The organism is Pseudomonas sp. GM48 (genome assembly GCF_000282335.1).
GTDB lineage: Bacteria > Pseudomonadota > Gammaproteobacteria > Pseudomonadales > Pseudomonadaceae > Aquipseudomonas.
In genome coordinates this window covers 1-21,204 of record NZ_AKJM01000005.1, presented here as the reverse complement: position 1 = coordinate 21,204, position 21,204 = coordinate 1, and the positions used below count along the sequence as shown (strand labels likewise).

19 protein-coding genes are annotated in these 21,204 nt (G+C 60.7%); 11 read left to right on the top strand and 8 right to left on the bottom strand.

Translation table 11 applies throughout. The features are described 5' to 3' along the window. The first annotated feature begins 298 nt into the window (after positions 1-298). The 4 genes from PMI28_RS27480 (at position 299) to PMI28_RS27495 (ending at position 4,882) form a co-directional block, all read left to right on the top strand. On the top strand, positions 299-1,561 hold the full coding sequence (locus tag PMI28_RS27480; RefSeq protein ID WP_007981468.1) for an ATP-binding protein: 1,263 nt from the start codon (positions 299-301) through the stop codon (positions 1,559-1,561). Continuing rightward, the gene (locus PMI28_RS27485) at positions 1,554-2,114 is read left to right on the top strand and encodes a response regulator transcription factor (RefSeq protein ID WP_007981466.1); all 561 of its coding nucleotides are present in this window, start codon (positions 1,554-1,556) and stop codon (positions 2,112-2,114) included. The genes PMI28_RS27480 and PMI28_RS27485 overlap by 8 nt, the downstream gene beginning before the upstream one ends. 97 nt (positions 2,115-2,211) lie before the next feature. Next, positions 2,212-3,939, top strand: coding sequence for an ABC transporter ATP-binding protein/permease (locus PMI28_RS27490; RefSeq protein ID WP_007981464.1), 1,728 nt, complete (start codon positions 2,212-2,214; stop codon positions 3,937-3,939). 193 nt (positions 3,940-4,132) lie between these two features. Continuing rightward, on the top strand, positions 4,133-4,882 hold the full coding sequence (locus PMI28_RS27495; RefSeq protein WP_177318948.1) for a FadR/GntR family transcriptional regulator: 750 nt from the start codon (positions 4,133-4,135) through the stop codon (positions 4,880-4,882). Between the two features lie 159 nt (positions 4,883-5,041). Here the strand turns inward: PMI28_RS27495 and PMI28_RS27500 are convergent, their stop codons facing one another. Both PMI28_RS27500 and PMI28_RS27505 read right to left on the bottom strand, forming a co-directional pair. Continuing rightward, positions 5,042-5,233: a hypothetical protein gene (locus PMI28_RS27500; protein ID WP_007981461.1), complete on the bottom strand. Its 192-nt coding sequence runs from the start codon at positions 5,231-5,233 to the stop codon at positions 5,042-5,044. Positions 5,234-5,247: 14 nt separating this feature from the next. Further along, entirely contained in the window at positions 5,248-6,552 is a 1,305-nt protein-coding gene (locus tag PMI28_RS27505) for a hypothetical protein (protein WP_007981459.1), read from the bottom strand. Positions 6,553-6,787: 235 nt separating this feature from the next. Here PMI28_RS27505 and kdgD point away from each other — a divergent pair, with 235 nt between their 5' ends. From kdgD to PMI28_RS27530, 5 genes are all read left to right on the top strand, one after another. Further along, positions 6,788-7,699 (top strand): 5-dehydro-4-deoxyglucarate dehydratase, encoded by a 912-nt coding sequence (gene kdgD, locus PMI28_RS27510; RefSeq protein ID WP_007981458.1) that lies wholly within the window; start codon positions 6,788-6,790, stop codon positions 7,697-7,699. Between the two features lie 59 nt (positions 7,700-7,758). After that, positions 7,759-9,204, top strand: a complete 1,446-nt coding sequence (locus PMI28_RS27515; RefSeq protein WP_007981456.1) for an aldehyde dehydrogenase family protein — start codon at positions 7,759-7,761, stop codon at positions 9,202-9,204. A gap of 168 nt (positions 9,205-9,372) precedes the next feature. Next, positions 9,373-10,755, top strand: a complete 1,383-nt coding sequence (locus PMI28_RS27520) for an MFS transporter (protein WP_007981454.1) — start codon at positions 9,373-9,375, stop codon at positions 10,753-10,755. 11 nt (positions 10,756-10,766) lie between these two features. Further along, positions 10,767-12,320 carry a galactarate dehydratase gene (gene garD, locus PMI28_RS27525; protein ID WP_007981452.1) on the top strand — a complete coding sequence of 518 codons (1,554 nt, stop codon included), beginning with the start codon at positions 10,767-10,769 and terminating at the stop codon, positions 12,318-12,320. Positions 12,321-12,518: 198 nt separating this feature from the next. Further along, complete coding sequence (locus tag PMI28_RS27530; protein ID WP_007981451.1) at positions 12,519-13,460, top strand: AEC family transporter; 942 nt, start codon at positions 12,519-12,521, stop codon at positions 13,458-13,460. Between the two features lie 127 nt (positions 13,461-13,587). On the opposite strand, the gene PMI28_RS27535 is transcribed toward PMI28_RS27530, so the two are convergent. The 6 genes from PMI28_RS27535 to gatC form a co-directional block, all read right to left on the bottom strand. Next, positions 13,588-13,968, bottom strand: coding sequence for a carboxymuconolactone decarboxylase family protein (locus PMI28_RS27535; protein WP_007981449.1), 381 nt, complete (start codon positions 13,966-13,968; stop codon positions 13,588-13,590). Then, the gene (locus PMI28_RS27540; RefSeq protein WP_007981447.1) at positions 13,965-15,026 is read right to left on the bottom strand and encodes a calcium/sodium antiporter; all 1,062 of its coding nucleotides are present in this window, start codon (positions 15,024-15,026) and stop codon (positions 13,965-13,967) included. The genes PMI28_RS27535 and PMI28_RS27540 overlap by 4 nt, the downstream gene beginning before the upstream one ends. Positions 15,027-15,076: 50 nt before the next feature. Beyond that, positions 15,077-15,451 carry a septal ring lytic transglycosylase RlpA family protein gene (locus PMI28_RS27545; protein ID WP_007981444.1) on the bottom strand — a complete coding sequence of 125 codons (375 nt, stop codon included), beginning with the start codon at positions 15,449-15,451 and terminating at the stop codon, positions 15,077-15,079. A 187-nt stretch (positions 15,452-15,638) separates the two neighbouring features. Next, entirely contained in the window at positions 15,639-17,084 is a 1,446-nt protein-coding gene (gene gatB, locus PMI28_RS27550; protein WP_007981442.1) for an Asp-tRNA(Asn)/Glu-tRNA(Gln) amidotransferase subunit GatB, read from the bottom strand. 10 nt (positions 17,085-17,094) lie between these two features. Then, complete coding sequence (gene gatA / locus PMI28_RS27555) at positions 17,095-18,546, bottom strand: Asp-tRNA(Asn)/Glu-tRNA(Gln) amidotransferase subunit GatA (protein WP_007981441.1); 1,452 nt, start codon at positions 18,544-18,546, stop codon at positions 17,095-17,097. Between the two features lie 16 nt (positions 18,547-18,562). After that, complete coding sequence (gene gatC, locus PMI28_RS27560) at positions 18,563-18,850, bottom strand: Asp-tRNA(Asn)/Glu-tRNA(Gln) amidotransferase subunit GatC (protein WP_007976465.1); 288 nt, start codon at positions 18,848-18,850, stop codon at positions 18,563-18,565. Between the two features lie 212 nt (positions 18,851-19,062). Here gatC and mreB point away from each other — a divergent pair, with 212 nt between their 5' ends. Together mreB and mreC are read left to right on the top strand one after the other, a co-directional pair. Next, entirely contained in the window at positions 19,063-20,100 is a 1,038-nt protein-coding gene (mreB, locus tag PMI28_RS27565) for a rod shape-determining protein MreB (protein WP_002555108.1), read from the top strand. A 191-nt stretch (positions 20,101-20,291) separates the two neighbouring features. Further along, positions 20,292-21,204: rod shape-determining protein MreC (gene mreC, locus PMI28_RS27570; protein ID WP_443200719.1), on the top strand; the 913-nt coding region annotated here is incomplete at its 3' end.

Genomic DNA, 21,204 nt, shown 5'->3' with positions numbered 1-21,204 from the left:
TTTAATGCTCCGGTTCGCACAGTTACAACTTCTATACAGATCAACACGATTCCCCGTAGCAGCTGCCGAAGGCTGCGTTCGGCTGCGAAGCAGTCGTAAAACCTGCGTGCATGATGTCTTTATATAAACGCGGAGCCTGATTGACGACTGCTTCGCAGCCGAACGCAGGCTTCGCCAGCTGCTACAAGGGATGTGTGCCGGCCAATAGGCTGTGGCCGTTTGCCGCACTTTTGCCTGTCAGCCCCCGCGCTTGGTTATACTCCCTGCGATCCGCCTGGAGCGCTCATCAGGAGAGCTCATGCTCGCCCCCGTTCAAATCACTTCCGCCACTCGCCAGAACCTCTGGCGGCTGACCTTCATCCGCACGTTGGTGCTGGCCGCCCAGGCCGGTTCCGTGGGCCTGGCCTACTGGCTCCAATTGTTGCCGCTGCCCTGGTTTCAACTGGCCGCGACCCTCGGTTGCTCGATGCTGTTGTGTGTGTTCACGGCGATCCGCCTGCGCACCTCGTGGCCGGTGACCGAGCTCGAATACGCCGTGCAATTGGCCTGCGACCTGTTTATCCACAGTGCGCTGCTGTATTTCTCCGGTGGCTCGACCAACCCCTTTGTTTCTTATTACCTGGTGCCGCTGACTATCGCAGCGGTGACGTTGCCATGGCGTTATTCGGTGATCCTGTCGGGTATCGCGCTGACGATGTACACGCTGTTGCTGGCGCAGTTCTATCCATTGCAAACCTTCCCGATCGCCCGGGAAAACCTGCAGGTGTACGGCATGTGGCTGAGCTTCGCTCTCGCTGCTGCAGTGATCACGTTCTTCGCTGCGCGCATGGCTGAAGAGCTGCGCCGTCAGGAAGAACTGCGCGCCATTCGTCGCGAAGAAGGCCTGCGTGATCAGCAATTGCTGGCCGTCGCCACCCAGGCTGCCGGTGCGGCCCATGAGCTGGGCACGCCGCTGGCGACCATGAGCGTATTGCTCAAGGAAATGCGTCAGGATCACCATGACCCGATGTTGCAGGATGACCTGAGCGTGCTGCAGGATCAGGTCAAGCTGTGCAAACAGACTTTGCAACAGCTCGTTCGGGCGGCGGAGGCCAATCGCCGCTTGGCGGTGGAGATGCAGGACGTCACCGACTGGCTCGATGAAGCCCTCAATCGCTGGCACCTGATGCGCCCGGAGGCCAGTTATCGCTTCCAGCGCCTCGGCCAGGGCGCGGTACCGCGCATGGCGCCGCCGCCAGACTTGACCCAGGCGTTGCTGAATCTGCTGAACAACGCCGCCGATGCCTGCCCCGAGGGGTTGCAAGTGACACTGGACTGGGACGCCGAGAACCTGACCATCAGCATTCGTGACCATGGCGCCGGTGTGCCGCTGGCCATCGCCGAACAAATCGGCAAACCGTTTTTTACCACCAAGGGCAAAGGCTTCGGCCTGGGCCTGTTTTTGAGCAAGGCCAGCGTGACACGCGCCGGCGGCTCAGTGAAACTCTACAGTCATGAGGAAGGCGGTACGCTCACCGAGCTGCGCCTGCCCCGTGTCGCCCGAGGAGACGAACATGAGTGAAGAGATCCAAGTCGAAGGCGAAGAACTGCCGCATTTGCTGCTGGTCGATGATGACGCCACGTTCACCCGCGTCATGGCCCGAGCCATGGCCCGCCGCGGTTTTCGCGTAAGCACTGCCAGCTCCGCCGAGGAAGGCCTGGAACTGGCCAAGGCCGATCTGCCGGATTATGCCGCCCTGGACCTGAAGATGGACGGCGATTCGGGCCTGGTGCTGCTGCCAAAATTGCTGGAAATGGATCCGGAAATGCGCGTGGTGATTCTCACCGGTTATTCGAGCATTGCCACCGCCGTCGAGGCGATCAAGCGCGGTGCCTGCAACTATCTGTGCAAACCGGCGGACGCCGATGACGTGCTGGCGGCGCTGCTGTCCGAACACGCCGACCTCGACAGCCTGGTGCCGGAAAACCCGATGTCCGTGGACCGCCTGCAGTGGGAACACATCCAGCGCGTGCTGACCGAGCATGAAGGCAACATCTCCGCCACTGCCCGCGCCCTGGGCATGCACCGCCGCACCCTGCAGCGCAAACTGCAGAAGCGCCCCGTTCGCCGCTGAACCTGCGCTGAACGTATGCGGGCCGCATCTCGCGACAAACCGGACCGATCATCTATGATCGGTTCGTGCGTGTTCTTTTCTTTATCGAGCCTTATCCATGAATCAGAACGCTGAGTATTCCGCGGTCAACGACGCCGTGCGCGGGCAGTTTTTTCGTAAAGTGTGGGCGATGATCACGCCTTACTGGCGCAGTGAAGAGAAGGTCAAGGCCTGGACGCTGCTGATCGCAGTGATTGCGCTGTCGCTGATCAGCGTGGGGATCTCGGTGTGGTTCAACACCTGGTACAAGGATTTCTACAACGCCCTGCAAAAGAAGGACGAAGCCGCGTTCTGGCAGCTAATCCTGTACTTCTGCGCGATTGCCGCGGTGGCGATTGTCGGCGCGGTATACCGCCTCTATCTGACGCAGATGTTGACGATCCGCTGGCGGGCCTGGCTCACCGAAAAGCATTTCGCTCGCTGGCTCGCCGACAAGAATTACTACCAGCTGGAGCAGGGCGGTTACACCGATAACCCGGACCAGCGGATTTCCGAAGACCTCAACAACTTCACCTCCAACACCCTTGAGCTGGGTATCGGGCTGCTGCGCAATATCGTCAGCCTGGTGTCGTTCTCGATCATTCTGTGGGGCGTGTCGGGCAGTATTGAAGTATTCGGTATCACTATTCCCGGCTACATGTTCTGGTGCGTGCTGGTTTACGCCGTGGTCGGCAGTTGGCTGACGCATTTGATCGGTCGTCGCCTGATCGGTCTGAACAACCAACAACAACGCTTCGAAGCCGACCTGCGTTTCTCCATGGTGCGGATTCGCGAGAATGCCGAAAGCATCGCGTTGTACAACGGCGAACCGAACGAAAATCGTCGGTTGAGCGGCCGCTTCGGGATGGTCTGGCACAACTTCTGGGACATCATGAAGGTGTCCAAGCGCCTGACGTTCTTCACCGCCGGTTACAGTCAGGCCGCCATCATCTTCCCCTTCATCGTTGCCGCGCCGCGTTACCTCTCCGGCAAGATCGAACTGGGCGAGCTGATGCAAATCAGCTCGGCATTCGGCAATGTGCAGGAAAGCTTCAGCTGGTTTATCAGCGCGTACCAGAGCCTCGCCTCATGGCGCGCCACCTGCGATCGTCTGCTGAGCTTCCACCAGGCCATGCGTGACAACGAAGTGCGTGCGCCGGCCATCGACGTACAGAGTTCGGGCTCAGTTCTGAAGGTGCACAACCTCGGCCTCGACCTGGCTGAAGGTCGTCACCTGCTGACCAATGCCGACATGACCGTGAAGGAGGGCGAGCGTGTGATGCTCAGCGGTCGTTCCGGCAGCGGCAAGTCGACCTTGCTGCGGGCGATGGGACACCTGTGGCCGACTGGCCACGGTAGTATTCGCCTGCCATCGGCGCGCTACCTGTTCCTGCCGCAAAAACCGTATTTGCCGATTGGCGCGCTGCGTGATGTCCTCAGTTATCCACAGCCTGGCGATACCTATCCGAACGAGCGCTACGTGCAGGTACTGGAAACCTGTCGCTTGCCGCACCTGATTGCCCGTCTCGACGAAGCCAACCACTGGCAACGCATGTTGTCGCCGGGTGAACAGCAGCGCCTGGCCTTTGCCCGTGCGCTGCTTTATGCACCGCAATGGCTGTATATGGACGAAGCGACTTCGGCGATGGACGAAGAGGACGAGGCCTCGCTGTATCAGGCGCTGATCGATGAATTGCCGGGGCTGAGCATTGTCAGCGTCGGCCATCGCAGCAGCCTCAAGCGCTTCCATCCGCGGCACATCCGTATCGAGAATGGCCATCTGGTGGATCAGACCGTGACCGCCTGAGCACCACAAATCCCCTTGTGGGAGCGGGCTTGCTCGCGAAAGCGGTCTGACATTCGACATGAGGATGTCTGACACACTGCCTTCGCGGGCAAGCCCGCTCCCACAGGGTTTGGTGGTCACCTTGACGGTGATCGTACAACTGCGTTGCGCTATGATGCGGTTTCAGCCGATTTTTTCGAGACAGATGTTCACCATGGAAAACCCGATCGACACACCACGCCTCCCACGCAAGCGCCGCAGCCTCGCTCAGGAACTGGTGACGGTGCTGTCCGAGCAGATCCGTGACGGCCATCTCAAGCGCGGCGACAAGTTGCCCACCGAGTCGGCCATCATGGATGCCCATGGCGTCAGCCGCACGGTGGTGCGCGAAGCGATCTCCCGCCTGCAGGCGGCCGGCCAGGTGGAAACCCGCCACGGCATCGGCACCTTCGTGCTCGACACGCCGAGCCCGAGCGGTTTTCGCATCGACCCGGCGACCGTCGTGACCTTGCGGGATGTGCTGGCCATCCTGGAACTGCGCATCAGCCTGGAAGTGGAATCCGCCGGCCTCGCCGCGCAACGCCGCAGTCCCGAGCAACTTGGCCTGATGCGCGCGGCGCTGGATGCGCTGAATGAAAGCGTGTCCCACGCCAGCGATGCCGTGGCCTCGGACTTCCAGTTCCATCTGCAGATTGCCCTGGCCACCGGCAACCGCTACTTCACCGACATCATGACCCACCTGGGCACCAGCATCATTCCGCGTACCCGCCTGAACTCCGCGAGGCTGGCCCATGACGATCAGCAGCACTACATGAATCGCCTGAGTCGTGAGCACGAAGAGATCTACGACGCGATTGCCCGCCAGGATTCCGATGCCGCGCGGGCCGCCATGCGTTTGCACCTGACCAACAGCCGCGAGCGGTTGCGTCATGCCCATGAAGAGGCGGAGGCACAGCGGGGCTGAGTGTTCTGATTCCAATCCGGTATTGGCTGACAGATTGCCTTCGCGAGCAAGCCCGCTCCCACATTTGATCAGTGTCGAACACAAAATTTGTGTACACCGAAAATCCAATGTGGGAGCGGGCTTGCTCGCGAAGGGGCCGGCAGCCGTTACGCTATGGCTTTAGCCTATCCTGAGAATCGAACGATCCACCCTCACCGCTAACTCGCCAGTTCCGGGTTTGGCATCGAATGCCACCATCCCCTGCTCATCCACAACCCCCCGGGCAATCGGCACTCCATTGGTCAACAACTCCAGCGGCGCACCCTTCATCGATTGTCCCGAAGCCAGTTCCAGTGTCAGTTTGATTGTCATCATTGATCTCCTTATCAGGCAACGTTGCCAGTTGGGTGGTAATCCTTGAGCAGCAGGTAAGTGCTCCAGCCCCACCAATCATCGACGGTGGCGGTGTCATTGAGGTTGTTGACGTCCTTGCGGCGCAGCACTTTGCTGCCTTCAACCTTGAACAGTGGCGAGAAATTGCCCGCCGGGTTGAGCGCCGCTTGTAGATCGGGGAGCTTTTTCAAGGCTGCGAAGTTGCCTGGCGACGGTGCAATGCCACTAAGGTACGCAGCGAAGATTTCGTCGGCAGATGCCTGAACCGCTTGATTGACGTGCATCCGGTTGATGCTGTCGATGGCGTCGAAGTAACGCTTGTCGCCGTAGGCTCGCCATTGATCGCCATCACCGTTGCGCACATTGAGACCAAATTTGCTGTCCTCGTCGTGCATGAACCGGGTGATCAACGACCCCAGATCACTGGGCGTGACCACCGCCGCCAACTCTCTGCGCGGCACCCGCAAGTGGCCGGCGGAGAACAGGTCGGTCAAGTAATGATCGGCAAAAGCGTTCATCGCGTAGGCCAGTTCCAGTTGCGTCTCATCGGCACTGTTTTTCGCCAGTATCGCTTGCTGCACGGCGACGGTGTGCCCGGCGATATAAGCCGCCAGCGCCCCTTCGGCAAAGTGATCGGCATTGTTGGCGGCCAGTTTCAGATATCGACCCAACGGAAACAGCGCCGAAACGAAGCTGCCGCCACCGGTGATCCTGTTCCACTCTTCTGACAACGTATCTCCCAGGGCGTCATAGGCCTCGTGGGGCTGTTTACCATCCCGGATCGCCTGGTTAACGGCGGCGATTTCCTTCTGCATGACGGCAAGGATTTGCCTGGCCTCGGCATTCGAAGCCGGCAGGACCGCCAGCGAGTTGAAAGCATTGGCAAAACGCTGGATTCGCTCCGCAGGTGTCGCGCCATCGCTGATCGGTTGATCCGCAATTCCATAGAAATCACCCCCCAGTGCAACGATCTGGCCGTAGCTCAGGGCGAGGCCATTGGGCAGATGCAACTCGACCTGTGAAGCCGGAATCGCAGGCGCGTCCTTGACGAACCGCAGCAAGGTGTTGTCGCCGATTGCAGTGTGCTCACCACCCTCGAACCTCAGCTGGGGCTTGCCTTTCAAGGCATTTGCGGCGGACGGGGTCGAGGGTTGTGGCGCATCGGTATGAGGCTCGCCAAGACGCAGAAGCAGATGCTCGTTACCGTTAATGGCTATGCCTTGCCCGGTAAAAAGATCATCCAGCGTGGCAATGACTTGCTTGGGTTTTTTCAGTGGTTGTGTGTGTAGACCTGACATTTCTATCTCCTTGATATGTCGTCGCTATGAATCAGAAACAACTGTATTTATGTACAGTTGTTTCAATCATAGATAAGATTTTTCTTACGTCAAGAAAATACCTTTCCGACACAAAATCGGCGGACAGCGATGAAATGCAGTTGACGGTTGTATTTTAAGTTGTACGATGACCTACAACTTCGGCGCGAGCTGAACGGTTATCTCACACTACGTCGCTATCCAGGGTGTTCGAATAATGAATCCACAAGAACTGAAGTCCATCCTCTCTGCCGGTCTGCTGTCTTTCCCGGTCACCGATTTCAATGCTCAGGGCGACTTCAATCGTGCGGGCTACATCAAGCGTCTCGAATGGCTGGCTCCATACGGCGCTTCGGCGCTGTTTGCCGCGGGCGGCACCGGTGAGTTCTTCTCCCTGGCGGCCAGTGAATATTCGGAAATCATCAAGACCGCCGTCGACACTTGCGCCACCAGCGTGCCGATCCTGGCGGGCGTGGGCGGTTCCACTCGCCAGGCCATCGAATACGCACAGGAAGCCGAGCGTCTGGGCGCCAAGGGCTTGTTGCTGCTGCCGCACTACCTGACCGAAGCCAGCCAGGACGGTGTTGCCGCCCACGTTGAAGCCGTGTGCAAGTCGGTCAACATCGGCGTGGTGGTCTACAACCGCAACGTCTGCCGCCTGACCGCGCCACTGCTGGAACGTCTGGCCGAGCGCTGCCCGAACCTGATCGGCTACAAGGATGGCCTGGGTGATATCGAGTTGATGGTGTCGATCCGGCGCCGCCTCGGTGATCGCTTCAGCTATCTGGGTGGCTTGCCGACCGCCGAAGTCTACGCCGCGGCTTACAAGGCGCTGGGCGTGCCGGTCTACTCCTCGGCGGTGTTCAACTTCATCCCGAAAACCGCGATGGACTTCTACCACGCCATCGCCCGCGAAGATCACGCCACCGTCGGCAAGATCATCGACGACTTCTTCCTGCCGTACCTGGACATCCGTAACCGCAAGGCCGGTTACGCCGTGAGCATCGTCAAGGCCGGGGCAAAAATTGCCGGCTACGACGCAGGTCCTGTGCGTGCACCGCTGACCGATCTGACTGGCGAAGAGTACGAAATGCTCGCCGCGCTGATCGACAAGCAGGGCGCGCAGTAACACCCGATAAACCAGGGCCGCTGAGCAATCGGCGGCTTTTTGCGTGAGGAGATGATTCAGTGGCTGATTCAAAACGTTTTGATAACTACATCAATGGCGAATGGGTTGCCGGCGGCGACTATTCGACCAACATCAACCCGTCCGAACTGACCGATGCCATCGGCGACTATGCCAAGGCTGACCTGGCTCAGGTCCACGCGGCCATCGACGCCGCCCGTGCTGCGTTCCCGGCGTGGTCGGTGTCGGGCATTCAGGCGCGCCACGACTCCCTGGATAAAGTCGGTACTGAAATCCTCGCCCGTCGCGAAGAGCTCGGCACCCTGCTGGCCCGGGAAGAGGGCAAGACCCTGCCGGAAGCCATCGGCGAAGTGACCCGCGCCGGCAACATCTTCAAGTTCTTCGCCGGTGAATGCCTGCGCCTGTCCGGCGACTATCTGCCGTCGGTGCGTCCGGGCGTCAACGTCGAAGTCACTCGCGAAGCCTTGGGTGTGGTCGGTCTGATCACCCCGTGGAACTTCCCGATTGCCATTCCGGCGTGGAAAATCGCCCCGGCCCTGGCCTACGGCAACTGCGTCGTGCTCAAGCCCGCTGACCTGGTTCCGGGTTGCGCCTGGGCCCTGGCCGAAATCATCTCCCGTGCCGGTTTCCCGGCCGGCGTGTTCAACCTGGTGATGGGCAGCGGTCGTGTGGTGGGCGATGCACTGGTCAACAGCCCGAAAGTCGACGGCATCAGCTTCACAGGTTCTGTGGGCGTGGGGCGTCAGATCGCTGTGAACTGCGTGTCGCGTCAGGCCAAGGTCCAGCTGGAAATGGGCGGCAAGAACCCGCAGATCATTCTCGACGACGCCGACCTCAAGCAAGCGGTCGAGTTGTCGGTGCAGAGCGCGTTCTACTCCACCGGCCAGCGTTGCACGGCTTCGAGCCGCTTTATCGTCACCGCCGGCATCCACGACCGGTTCGTCGACGCCATGGCCGAGCGCATGAAATCGATCAAGGTCGGCCACGCGTTGAAGGCTGGCACCGATATCGGTCCGGTGGTCTCGCAAGCGCAACTTGAACAGGACATGAAGTACATCGACATCGGCCAGTCCGAAGGTGCGCGCCTGGTCAGCGGCGGTGGCCTGGTGACCTGCGATACCGAAGGCTACTTCCTCGCGCCGACCCTGTTTGCCGACAGCACAGCGGCGATGCGCATCAGCCGCGAAGAAATCTTCGGCCCGGTGGCCAACGTGGTCCGCGTGGCTGATTACGAAGCTGCGCTGGCCATGGCCAACGACACCGAGTTCGGGTTGTCGGCGGGCATTGCCACCACCTCGCTGAAGTACGCCAACCACTTCAAGCGCCACTCCCAGGCCGGGATGGTGATGGTCAACCTGCCGACCGCCGGTGTGGATTACCACGTTCCGTTCGGTGGGCGTAAAGGTTCATCCTATGGATCACGTGAGCAAGGCCGCTATGCGCAAGAGTTCTACACGGTTGTAAAAACCTCTTACATCGGTTCGTAACGCAACATCCCTGTTGTAGGAGCGAGCTTGCTCGCGATGGTCGTGAGGCCGCGGCGGTAAACCTGATGCCCCGCGTCATCGTTGACCACCATCGCGAGCAGAGCTCGCTCCTACAGGGGAAACAAAGATTCACCCGCGCATAAAAATAATCAGTGGGAGTACATCTACATGCAATCGACCCAGAAGCCGACTCACGTCCGCTATTTGATCCTGCTCATGCTGTTTCTGGTGACCACGATCAACTACGCCGACCGCGCTACCATCGCAATTGCCGGCTCCAGCCTGCAAAAAGACCTCGGCATTGACGCCGTTACCCTCGGCTACATCTTCTCCGCATTCGGTTGGGCCTACGTGGCCGGGCAAATCCCCGGTGGCTGGTTGCTTGACCGCTTTGGCTCGAAAAAAGTCTACGCACTGAGCATCTTCACCTGGTCGCTGTTCACCGTGTTGCAGGGCTACGTCGGCTCGTTCGGCATGTCCACGGCGGTGGTTGCACTGTTCATGCTGCGTTTCCTGGTGGGCCTGGCTGAAGCGCCATCCTTCCCCGGTAACGCCCGCATCGTGGCGGCCTGGTTCCCGACCGCCGAACGCGGCACCGCGTCGGCGATTTTCAACTCGGCGCAATACTTTGCCACCGTGCTCTTCGCACCGCTGATGGGCTGGATCGTCTTCACGTTCGGCTGGCAGCACGTGTTTATCGTCATGGGCGTGATCGGTATCGTGTTCTCGCTGATCTGGCTGAAGGTTATCCACAGCCCGCGCCAACATCCGCTGATCAATGAGAGCGAGTTCAAGCACATCGCCGAGAACGGCGGCATGGTCGACATGGACCAGGACAAAGCCAAGGGCCAGGAACCCGGCAAGCGCGTCGAAGGTCCGAAATGGGACTACGTCCGCCAGTTGCTGACCAACCGCATGATGCTCGGCGTGTACCTGAGCCAGTACTGCATCAACGCGATCACTTATTTCTTCCTGACCTGGTTCCCGGTGTACCTGGTGCAGGAGCGCGGCATGACCATCCTCAAGGCTGGTTTCATTGCCTCGTTGCCGGCGATCTGCGGCTTTATCGGCGGTGTGCTCGGCGGGGTGATTTCCGACTACCTGCTGCGCAAGGGCCACTCCCTGACCTTCGCCCGCAAGGCGCCGATCATTGCCGGTCTTTTGGTTTCCAGCAGCATCGTTGCCTGCAACTATGTCGACATCGAATGGATGGTCGTGGGCTTCATGGCCCTGGCGTTCTTCGGCAAAGGCGTGGGCGCGCTGGGCTGGGCGGTGGTGTCCGACACTTCGCCGAAGCAGATCGCCGGTTTGAGTGGCGGCCTGTTCAATATGTTCGGCAACATTGCCTCGATCACCACGCCGATCGTTATCGGCTACATCATCAGCTCCACTGGCTCGTTCAAATGGGCACTGGTGTTCGTCGGCTGCAATGCATTGGTGGCGGTGTTCAGCTACCTGGTGATCGTCGGTCCGATCAAGCGTGTGGTGCTCAAAGAGCCACCGGTGGGCGGTGCTGAAACCAACAACAAATTGTCTCAAGCGCATTCCTGAGGAGCGGCGTCATGCAGTTGATTGAACATTCCGACTCGCCGCGCTACATCCGCCTGCACGAACGGGATAACGTAGTGGTCGTGGTCAACGATCAAGGCGTACCGGCCGGCACCGAGTTTGCGGACGACCTGGTCACCGTGGACTTCGTGCCGCAGAGCCACAAGGTCACCTTGGAAGACATTCCGGAAGGTGGTCAGGTGATTCGTTACGGCCAGGTCATTGGCTACGCTTTGCAGCCGATCCCTCGTGGCAGCTGGGTCAAGGAAGATCAACTGCGCATGCCGACTGCGCCGCCGCTGGACAGCCTGCCGCTGTCCACCGACGTGCCGGCCGCGCAAGCACCGCTGGAAGGCTTCACCTTCGAGGGTTATCGCAACGCCGACGGCACCGTCGGCACGCGCAACATTCTGGGCATCACCACCACCGTGCAATGCGTGACCGGCGTGCTCGATCATGCGGTCAAGCGCATCAAGGCCGAGTTGCTGCCCAAGTACCCGCACGTCGATGACGTGGTGGCGCTGACCCACAGTTATGGCTGCGGCGTAGCCATCACCGCCACCGACTCGTACATCCCGATCCGCACCGTGCGCAACCTGGCGCGCAACCCGAACCTGGGCGGCGAAGCCCTGGTGATCAGCCTGGGCTGCGAGAAATTGCAGGCCGGGCAGGTGATGCACGAGAACGACAGTTCGGTGGATCTCAGCGAGCCATGGCTGTACCGCTTGCAGGATTCCAGCCATGGCTTCACCGAGATGATCGAGCAGATCATGGAACTGGCCGAGACGCGCTTGAAGAAGCTCGATCAACGCCGCCGGGAAACCGTGCCGGCGTCCGAGCTGATCCTCGGCATGCAATGCGGCGGCAGTGATGCGTTCTCCGGCATTACCGCCAACCCGGCGCTCGGTTATGCCTCGGACCTGTTGCTGCGGGCGGGTGCGACGGTGATGTTTTCCGAAGTCACCGAAGTGCGCGATGCGATCTACCTGCTGACTTCACGGGCGCAAACCGAGGAAGTCGCCCAGGAACTGGTGCGGGAAATGGACTGGTACGACCGTTATCTGGCCAAGGGCGAAGCGGATCGCAGCGCCAACACCACGCCGGGCAACAAGAAGGGCGGGTTGTCGAACATTGTCGAGAAATCCCTGGGTTCGATCGTCAAGTCCGGCAGCAGCGCAATCAACGGCGTGCTCGGCCCCGGCGAGCGTTTCAAGCGCAAAGGCCTGATCTTCTGTGCGACCCCGGCCAGCGACTTTGTCTGCGGCACGTTGCAGCTGGCGGCGGGAATGAACCTGCATGTGTTCACCACCGGTCGCGGCACGCCTTACGGGTTGGCCATGGCGCCGGTCGTCAAAGTGTCGACCCGGACCGAACTGGCACAGCGCTGGCCGGACCTGATCGACATCGATGCCGGGCGCATTGCCACTGGCCGCGCATCAATCGAGGAGCTGGGCTGGGAGCTGTTCCACTACTACCTGGACGTGGCCAGCGGCAAGAAACAGACGTGGGCCGAGCAGCACAAGCTGCACAACGACATTACCTTGTTCAATCCCGCGCCGATCACCTGATCCTGTGGCGAGGGAGCTTGCTCCCGCTGGGTCGCGAAGCGGCCCCAAAAGATGGGACTGCTACGCAGTCCAGCGGGAGCAAGCTCCCTCGCCACAGATTGTTCTTAGCCGGCTCGCGAAGGCGATCTAGCGGACGCCGAAGTGTCCAGTGGCTTATCATTAGCCCCCTAACGACGCCCACCCGAAGGTCCTCCCGGCATGCTGGCAATTTTCCTCGAAACCCTGAACATCACCGCACCGGTGTTCGCCATGCTGTTTCTTGGGGTGTTGCTCAAGCGCATCGACTGGATCAACGACAACTTCATCCACACCGCATCGGCACTGGTGTTCAGCGTCACCATGCCGGCGCTGCTGTTTCTGGGCATCCTGCATGCCGACCTGCACGCGGCGTTGCAGCCGGCGCTGCTAATCTACTTTTCCCTGGCGACCCTGGTGTGCTTTGCCATTGCCTGGGGCTGGGCGATCTGGAAGTGTCCGCGGGAAGATCGAGGGATTTACACCCAGGGGGCCTTTCGCGGTAACAACGGCGTGATCGGCCTGGCACTGGCGGCGAGCATGTACGGCGCCTACGGGATTTCCCTCGGGGCGATCCTCGCAGCGCTGGTGATCCTGTTCTACAACACCCTCTCGACCATCGTGCTGGCGGTCTACAGCCCGGTGATCAAGTCTGATCCATGGAGCATCTGCAAAAGCGTGTTCAGCAATCCGCTGATCATCAGTGTGATTGCGGCGGCGCCGTTCGCCTATTTCAAGATCGGCTTGCCGGGTTGGCTGGAAACTTCCGGCCAATACCTGGCGCAAACCACCTTGCCGCTGGCGCTGATCTGCATCGGCGGCACGCTGTCGCTGGCGGCGTTGCGCAAGAGCGGCAACATGGCGCTGAGTTCAAGCCTGGTGAAGATGATCGGCTTGCCGGTGCTGGCGACGCTGGGGGCATGGTTGTGGGGCTTTCGCGGGGCGGAACTGGGGATTCTGTTTCTGTACTTCGGCAGCCCGACTGCCGCTGCCAGTTTCGTCATGGCCCGGGCGGCCGAGGGTAACCATGAACTGGCGGCGGCGATTATCGTGATCACCACGCTGATGGCGGCAGTCACCACCAACATCGGGATCTTCTTTTTGCAGTGGGGCGGGTGGATCTGACCTCAGGCTTTGCGGTGTTCTTTCGAGCCATTCGCGAGCAAGCCCGCTCCCACATTTGGAATGCTTTCCCCTGTGGGAGCGGGCTCGCTCGCGAAGGCGTCAGGTCGGGTACCCCGATTTCAATGTCTCACTCTGGCTTCTGGTAACTGTCGATCACTTCCTGCGCCGCCCGAAACGCATCGATCGCCGCCGGCACACCGGCATACACCGCGCAATGCAGCAACGCCTCGCGAATCTCATCCACCGTGCAGCCGTTGTTCAGCGCACCACGCACGTGACCTTTCAATTCCTGCGGGCACTTGAGTGCGGTCAGTGCGGCGAGGGTGATCAGGCTGCGGGTTTTCAGGGGCAGGCCTTCGCGATTCCACACACCGCCCCAGGCGTGTTCGTTGACGAAATCCTGCAGCGGCTGGGTGAATTCGGTGGCATTGCCCAGTGCGCGGTCGACGAAGGCGTCGCCCATCACTTGGCGGCGGACTTCAACGCCGGTTTTTTTATTCTCGGTCATGGGACATCCCTCTTATGGTGTTGGCGATGCCAGGCGCGCAGCGACGTGAACAGCAAAAACGCCACCAGCGCCGGCAGGACAAAAAACAGCATCAAGTGTTCCAGCTTGCCGGCCAGTGGCATGCCGGTGGTGAACGACACCACGTGCAGCCCATAGGCCAGGTACAAGCCCAGAAACAGCAGGCCTTCGGCGCGGGTCACCCGGTAGCCGGAGTAAAACACCGGCAGGCACAGCACCGCGACGCCGAGCATGACTGGCAGGTCAAAATCCAGCGCATTGGGTGACACCGACAGCGGCGACGGCGCCACCAGCGCGGTAAAACCGAGTACGCCCAGGAGGTTGAACAGGTTGCTGCCGATCACGTTGCCCACGGCAATATCGCGCTCGCCGCGCATTGCCGCGATCAACGAAGTGGCGAGTTCAGGCAATGACGTGCTGACGGCGACGATGGTCAGGCCGATGATCCGCTCCGACAACCCAAGATCGGTGGCAACCGCAACGGCTGCACCCAGCAGCAAGTGCCCGGCGTACACCAGCATCGCCAGCCCGGCGATGATCATCAGCACGCTGCGCAGCCAGGGCGCTTGTATGTTGTGGTCATGGCTCGATACCGGGCGTGCCGAGTGTCGCGACTGGCGCAGCAACAACCCCAGGTAAATCGCCAGTGCCGTCAACAACATCACGCCGTCGGCACGGGTCAGTTCTTCATTCCAGGCGAGTACGAACACCAACAGGCTGGCGCCGATCATCAACGGAATATCCAGGCGCACCAGTTGCCGGGAAACCCGCAAAGGAATGATCAGCGCGGACAACCCGAGGGTGACGAGGATGTTGAAAATGCTGCTGCCGATCACACTGCCGACGGCAATGTCGGCATTGTGCGCCAGGGTCGCTTGCAGGCTGACCGCCATCTGCGGGGCGCTGCTGCCGAGGGCGACGATGGTCAGGCCGATGATCAGCGGTCGAATGTGCAACCGCGCGGCGATGCGTACGGCGGCGCACACCATCAGTTCGGCGCCGACAATCAGCAGGAGCAACCCACTGAGCAATTCGATCACGCTGATCAGGGGTATATCGGCTAATCCGAAAATGGTCGGGGCTCCATCGGTCAGTCGTCGAGGGCCTGGACGCGTACCCGGGCGGTGCCGCTTTTGAACATGCCGAGGCGCTCGGCAGCTTCATGGGACAGGTCAATCAGGCGGCCACGGGTGTGCGGCCCGCGATCATTGATACGCACCACACAGGATTTGTCGTTATTCAGATTGGTGACCTTCACCCGCGTGCCGAAGGGTAGCTGGCGGTGGGCGGCGGTCATGGAATTCTTGTCGAAACGCTCACCACTGGCGGTGCGTTTGCCTTGGTGTTTGGCACCGTAGTACGAAGCCACGCCGGTTTTGTCGTAGCCGTGCGGATCGACGGTGTCGGTGCTGGCGCAACCGGCCAAGAGCGAGAGGAGGGCGCAGGCGCCGAGCAGACGTTTCATTGGAAGGCTCCCAAAAAATTGTGGCGAGGGAGCTTGCTCCCGCTCGACCGCGAAGCGGTCGCAAAATCAGACAACACATTTTCTGAAAAAATGCGGTGACCTATTTGGGTCTGCTTCGCAGACCAGCGGGAGCAAGCTCCCTCGCCACAGGGAATAGAGCCAGTATTTAGAGCTGGCTCCATCCTCATCAGCCTTCGAGCTTGCTTTTCAGCAGTTCGTTGACCTGTTGCGGGTTGGCCTTGCCTTTGGAGGCTTTCATGGCCTGGCCGACGAAGAAGCCGAACATCTTGCCGCGCTTGGCTTCGTCTGCCGCACGGTATTGTTCGACCTGCTCGGCGTTGGCCGCGAGCATTTCGTCCAGCACCGCCGAGATGGCGCCGGTGTCGGTCACTTGCTTGAGGCCGCGCTTGTCGATGATCTCGTCCGCGCTGCCTTCGCCGCTGGCCATCGCTTCGAACACCACCTTGGCGATCTTGCCGGAGATGGTGTTGTCCTTGATGCGCAACAGCATGCCGCCCAGAAGCTCTGCGGAAACTGGCGACTCTTCGATGTCCAGGCCTTGCTTGTTGAGCAGGCTGCCCAACTCGACCATCACCCAGTTCGCCGCCAGCTTGGCGTCGCCGCTGATGCTCGCGACCTTCTCGAAGTAATCGGCTTGTTCACGGCTGGTGGCCAGCACGTTGGCGTCGTAGACCGACAGACCGAACTGCTCCTGGAAACGCTCGCGCTTCTGCGGTGGCAACTCGGGCAACGTGGCGCGCACATCGTCGAGGAACGAGTTCTCGATGACCACCGGCAGCAGGTCCGGATCGGGGAAGTAACGGTAGTCGTTGGCTTCCTCTTTGCTGCGCATCGGACGGGTCTCGTCCTTGTTCGGATCGTACAGGCGGGTCTGCTGGATCACTTTGCCGCCATCTTCGATCAATTCGATCTGACGCTGGATTTCGCTGTTGATCGCCTTCTCGATGAAACGGAACGAGTTGACGTTCTTGATCTCGCAGCGGGTACCGAACTCGACCTGGCCTTTCGGACGGATCGACACGTTGCAGTCGCAACGCAGCGAACCTTCGGCCATGTTGCCGTCGCAAATCCCTAAGTAACGCACCAGCGCGTGGATCGCCTTGACGTAGGCCACGGCTTCCTTGGCGCTGCGCATGTCCGGCTCGGAGACGATTTCCAGCAGCGGGGTGCCGGCACGGTTCAGGTCGATGCCGCTGGCGCCGCTGAATTCTTCGTGCAGGCTCTTGCCGGCATCTTCTTCAAGGTGCGCGCGAGTGATGCCGACGCGTTTGACCGTGCCGTCTTCGAGGGCGATGTCCAGGTGGCCCTTGCCGACGATCGGCAATTCCATCTGGCTGATCTGGTAGCCCTTGGGCAGGTCCGGGTAGAAATAGTTTTTACGGGCGAACACGTTGTGCTGGCCGATCTCGGCGTCAATCGCCAGACCGAACATCACCGCCATGCGCACCGCTTCCTGGTTCAGCACCGGCAGCACGCCGGGCATGCCCAGGTCGATCAGGCTGGCCTGGGTGTTCGGCTCGGAGCCGAAGGTGGTGGAACTACCGGAAAAGATTTTCGACCGGGTGGTGAGCTGGGTGTGAATCTCCAGCCCGATCACGACTTCCCATTGCATGTGTGTCTCCTCAGAAGCCGGTTGGGGTGCGGGTGTGCCAGTCAGTGTTGAGCTGATACTGGTGCGCAACGTTGAGCAGACGGCCTTCCTGGAAATACGGCGCGAGCAATTGCACGCCGACCGGCAGACCATCGACGAAACCTGCTGGCATGGACAAGCCCGGCAGACCCGCGAGGTTGGCGGTAATGGTGTAGACGTCTTCCAGGTACGCAGCGACCGGGTCGCTGTTCTTGGCGCCGAGCTTCCAGGCCGGGTTCGGCGTGGTTGGGCCGAGGATGATGTCGACCTCATTGAAGGCGGCCATGAAGTCGTTCTTGATCAGGCGCCGGATCTTCTGCGCCTTCAGGTAGTAGGCGTCGTAGTAACCGGCGGACAGCGCATAGGCACCGACCATGATCCGGCGTTGTACTTCCGCGCCGAAGCCTTCGCCACGGGAACGCTTGTACAGGTCTTCCAGGTTTTTCGGGTCTTCGCAGCGATAGCCGAAGCGCACGCCGTCGAAACGCGACAGGTTGGAAGAGGCTTCCGCCGGGGCGATCACGTAGTACGCAGGAATCGCGTGCTGCATGTTCGGCAGGCTGATTTCCTTGATCACGGCGCCGAGCTTTTGCAGCTCCTTGACGCTGTTGTGGATCAGTTCGGCGATGCGCGGGTCGAGACCGGCGCTGAAGTATTCCTTCGGCACGCCGATGCGCAGGCCTTGCAGCGAGCCGTTGAGGCTGGCGCTGTAGTCCGGCACGGGTTCATCGATGCTGGTGGAGTCGTTCGGATCGAAGCCGGCCATACCTTGCAACAAAATCGCGCAGTCTTCGGCGGTGCGTGCCATCGGGCCGCCCTGATCGAGGCTGGAGGCGTAGGCGATCATGCCCCAGCGCGAAACGCGACCGTACGTCGGTTTCAGGCCGGTGAGGTTGGTCAAGGCTGCTGGCTGACGGATCGAACCGCCGGTGTCGGTGCCGGTGGCTGCTGGCAACAGACGAGCGGCAACCGCCGCCGCCGAGCCGCCGGACGAACCGCCCGGCACGTGTTCCAGGTTCCACGGGTTTTTCACCGCGCCGTAGTAGCTCGACTCGTTGGCCGAACCCATGGCGAACTCGTCCATGTTGGTCTTGCCCAGGGTCACGGCCCCGGCAGCGGCCAGCTTGGCGACGACGGTGGCGTCATACGGTGCCTTGAAGTTGTCGAGCATCTTCGAGCCGCAACTGGTGCGAATGCCCTGGGTGCAGAACAGGTCTTTGTGGGCGATCGGCGCGCCGAGCAGGGCGCCGCTCTCACCATTGGCCCGGCGGGCGTCAGCGGCTTTCGCCTGCGTGAGCGCCAGGTCCTCGGTGAGGCTGATGAAACTGTTGAGCTGCGGATCGAGCTGGGCGATGCGCGCCAGCAGGACTTTGGTCAGCTCTTCGGAGGAAAACTTTTTATCGGCGAGTCCGCGGGCGATCTCGGCCAGAGTCAATTGATGCATTGCAGGCTCTTTCCCTTTAGTCGATGACTTTCGGAACCAGGTACAGGCCGTTTTCGACCGCTGGTGCGATGGACTGGTAGGCCTCGCGGTTATTGGTCTCGGTCACGACGTCTGCGCGCAGGCGCTGGCTGGCTTCCAGCGGGTGGGCCAGCGGCTCGATACCGTCGGTATTGACCGCCTGCATTTCGTCGACCAGCCCGAGAATGCTGTTGAGGGCCGAAGTGATGTGTGGAAGATCGGCATCATTGAGGCCTAGGCAGGCCAGATGAGCGATTTTTTCCACGTCGGAGCGTTCTAGCGCCATTGGGATTCTCCAGTGGAAAACAAAACGGACGGCGTCCGTGTGTTAGTGTTGTCGGAACACTACCGCACTTCTACGGTCATAAGGCCGCGATTGTGGGGCTTGGTGCACAGAAAAGCGGCCAATTTAACATATTGGCGCCTTGCCCAAAATCCCTGTCGTTGTTAGAGTTTGCCGCACTTTTTTACCCACGCGTTGCCTAGGGTCCCTTTCCCATGTTCAAGAAACTGCGTGGCATGTTTTCCAGCGATCTTTCCATTGACCTGGGCACTGCCAACACCCTTATTTACGTGCGCGAGCGCGGTATCGTCCTGAATGAGCCCTCCGTTGTGGCCATTCGGACACACGGTAACCAGAAAAGTGTCGTTGCTGTCGGCACCGAAGCCAAGCGCATGCTCGGCCGTACTCCGGGCAACATTGCTGCCATTCGTCCGATGAAGGACGGCGTGATCGCCGACTTCAGCGTTTGCGAAAAAATGCTGCAGTACTTTATCAACAAGGTTCACGAAAACAGCTTCCTGCAGCCTAGCCCGCGCGTGTTGATCTGCGTTCCATGCAAATCCACCCAGGTTGAGCGTCGTGCCATCCGTGAGTCGGCCCTCGGCGCCGGTGCCCGCGAAGTGTTCCTGATCGAAGAGCCAATGGCCGCTGCGATCGGTGCCGGCCTGCCGGTTGAAGAAGCCCGCGGTTCGATGGTCGTGGATATCGGTGGCGGTACCACTGAAATCGCGCTGATCTCCCTGAACGGTGTGGTTTACGCCGAATCCGTCCGCGTTGGCGGCGACCGCTTCGACGAAGCGATCATCACTTACGTGCGTCGCAATTACGGCAGCCTGATCGGTGAATCCACCGCCGAACGCATCAAGCAGGAAATCGGTACTGCCTACCCGGGCGGCGAAGTTCGCGAAGTCGACGTTCGTGGCCGTAACCTGGCCGAAGGCGTTCCACGCGCATTCACCCTGAACTCCAACGAAGTGCTGGAAGCTCTGCAAGAGTCCCTGGCAACCATCGTTCAGGCCGTGAAAAGCGCCCTGGAGCAATCGCCTCCGGAACTGGCTTCCGACATCGCCGAGCGTGGCCTGGTACTGACCGGTGGTGGCGCTTTGCTGCGTGACCTGGACAAGCTGCTGGCCCAGGAAACCGGTCTGCCGGTGATCGTTGCCGAAGACCCGCTGACCTGCGTTGCTCGCGGCGGTGGCCGTGCATTGGAAATGATGGATAAACACACCATGGACCTGCTTTCCAGCGAGTAAGTCGCCGGATCGCCTCTATGCTGTTGAGCGCGCAGGCGGCACTTTGCGGTGCTGCCTGTTCGCGTTTATCTTCTGTCAGTCTGCATCCAGGCCGGATTGCTGCCGTATGAATAAACAGAACATTTGCCTGGGAGGAGCGGCTTATTAAACCGCTTTTCACCAAGGGTCCTTCGCTGGGCGTGCGCCTGTTGGTGCTGGTCGTGCTATCGGTCGCGCTGATGGTGGTCGATGCCCGCTTCAGTCTGCTCAAGCCTGCACGCAGCCAGATGTCGCTGGTGCTGATGGACGCCTACTGGATCACCGACCTGCCCGGACGGCTGTGGGAAGGCGTTGCCAGTCAGTTTGGCAGCCGGACCGAGCTCGTCGCCGAAAACGAAAAACTCAAGACAGAGAACCTGCTGTTGCAGGGGCGCATGCAGAAGCTTGCCGCCCTGACCGAGCAGAACGTTCGGCTGCGCGAGCTGCTCAACTCTTCGGCACTGGTTAACGAGAAGGTCGAAGTGGCCGAGTTGATCGGCATGGACCCCAACCCCTTCACCCACCGCATCATCATCAACAAAGGTGAACGCGACGGTGTGGTCCTCGGTCAGCCGGTACTCGATGCCCGTGGCCTGATGGGCCAGGTGGTCGAGCTGATGCCCTACACCTCCCGCGTCTTGCTGCTGACCGACACTACTCACAGCATTCCGGTGCAGGTGAACCGTAACGGTTTGCGGGCGATTGCCAGCGGCACCGGCAACCCGGAGCGTCTCGAGTTGCGTCATGTGGCCGATACCGCCGACATCAAGGAAGGCGACTTGCTGGTCAGCTCCGGTCTCGGCCAACGTTTCCCGGCCGGTTACCCGGTGGCGACGGTCAAGGAAGTGATTCACGATTCCGGCCAGCCGTTTGCCATTGTCCGCGCCATTCCGACCGCCGCTTTGAACCGCAGCCGTTACCTGCTGCTGGTGTTCAGCGACACCCGTACCCCGGAAGAACGCGCCAACGACGCTGCCCAGGCCCAGGAAAACCTGGACGCGCAGGGCGGTGGGCCGATCATTCCGGCGACGGTTCCGAAACTGGTCAACCCGGTAGCCCCCGCTGCATCGGCTGGCGCACCCGCGG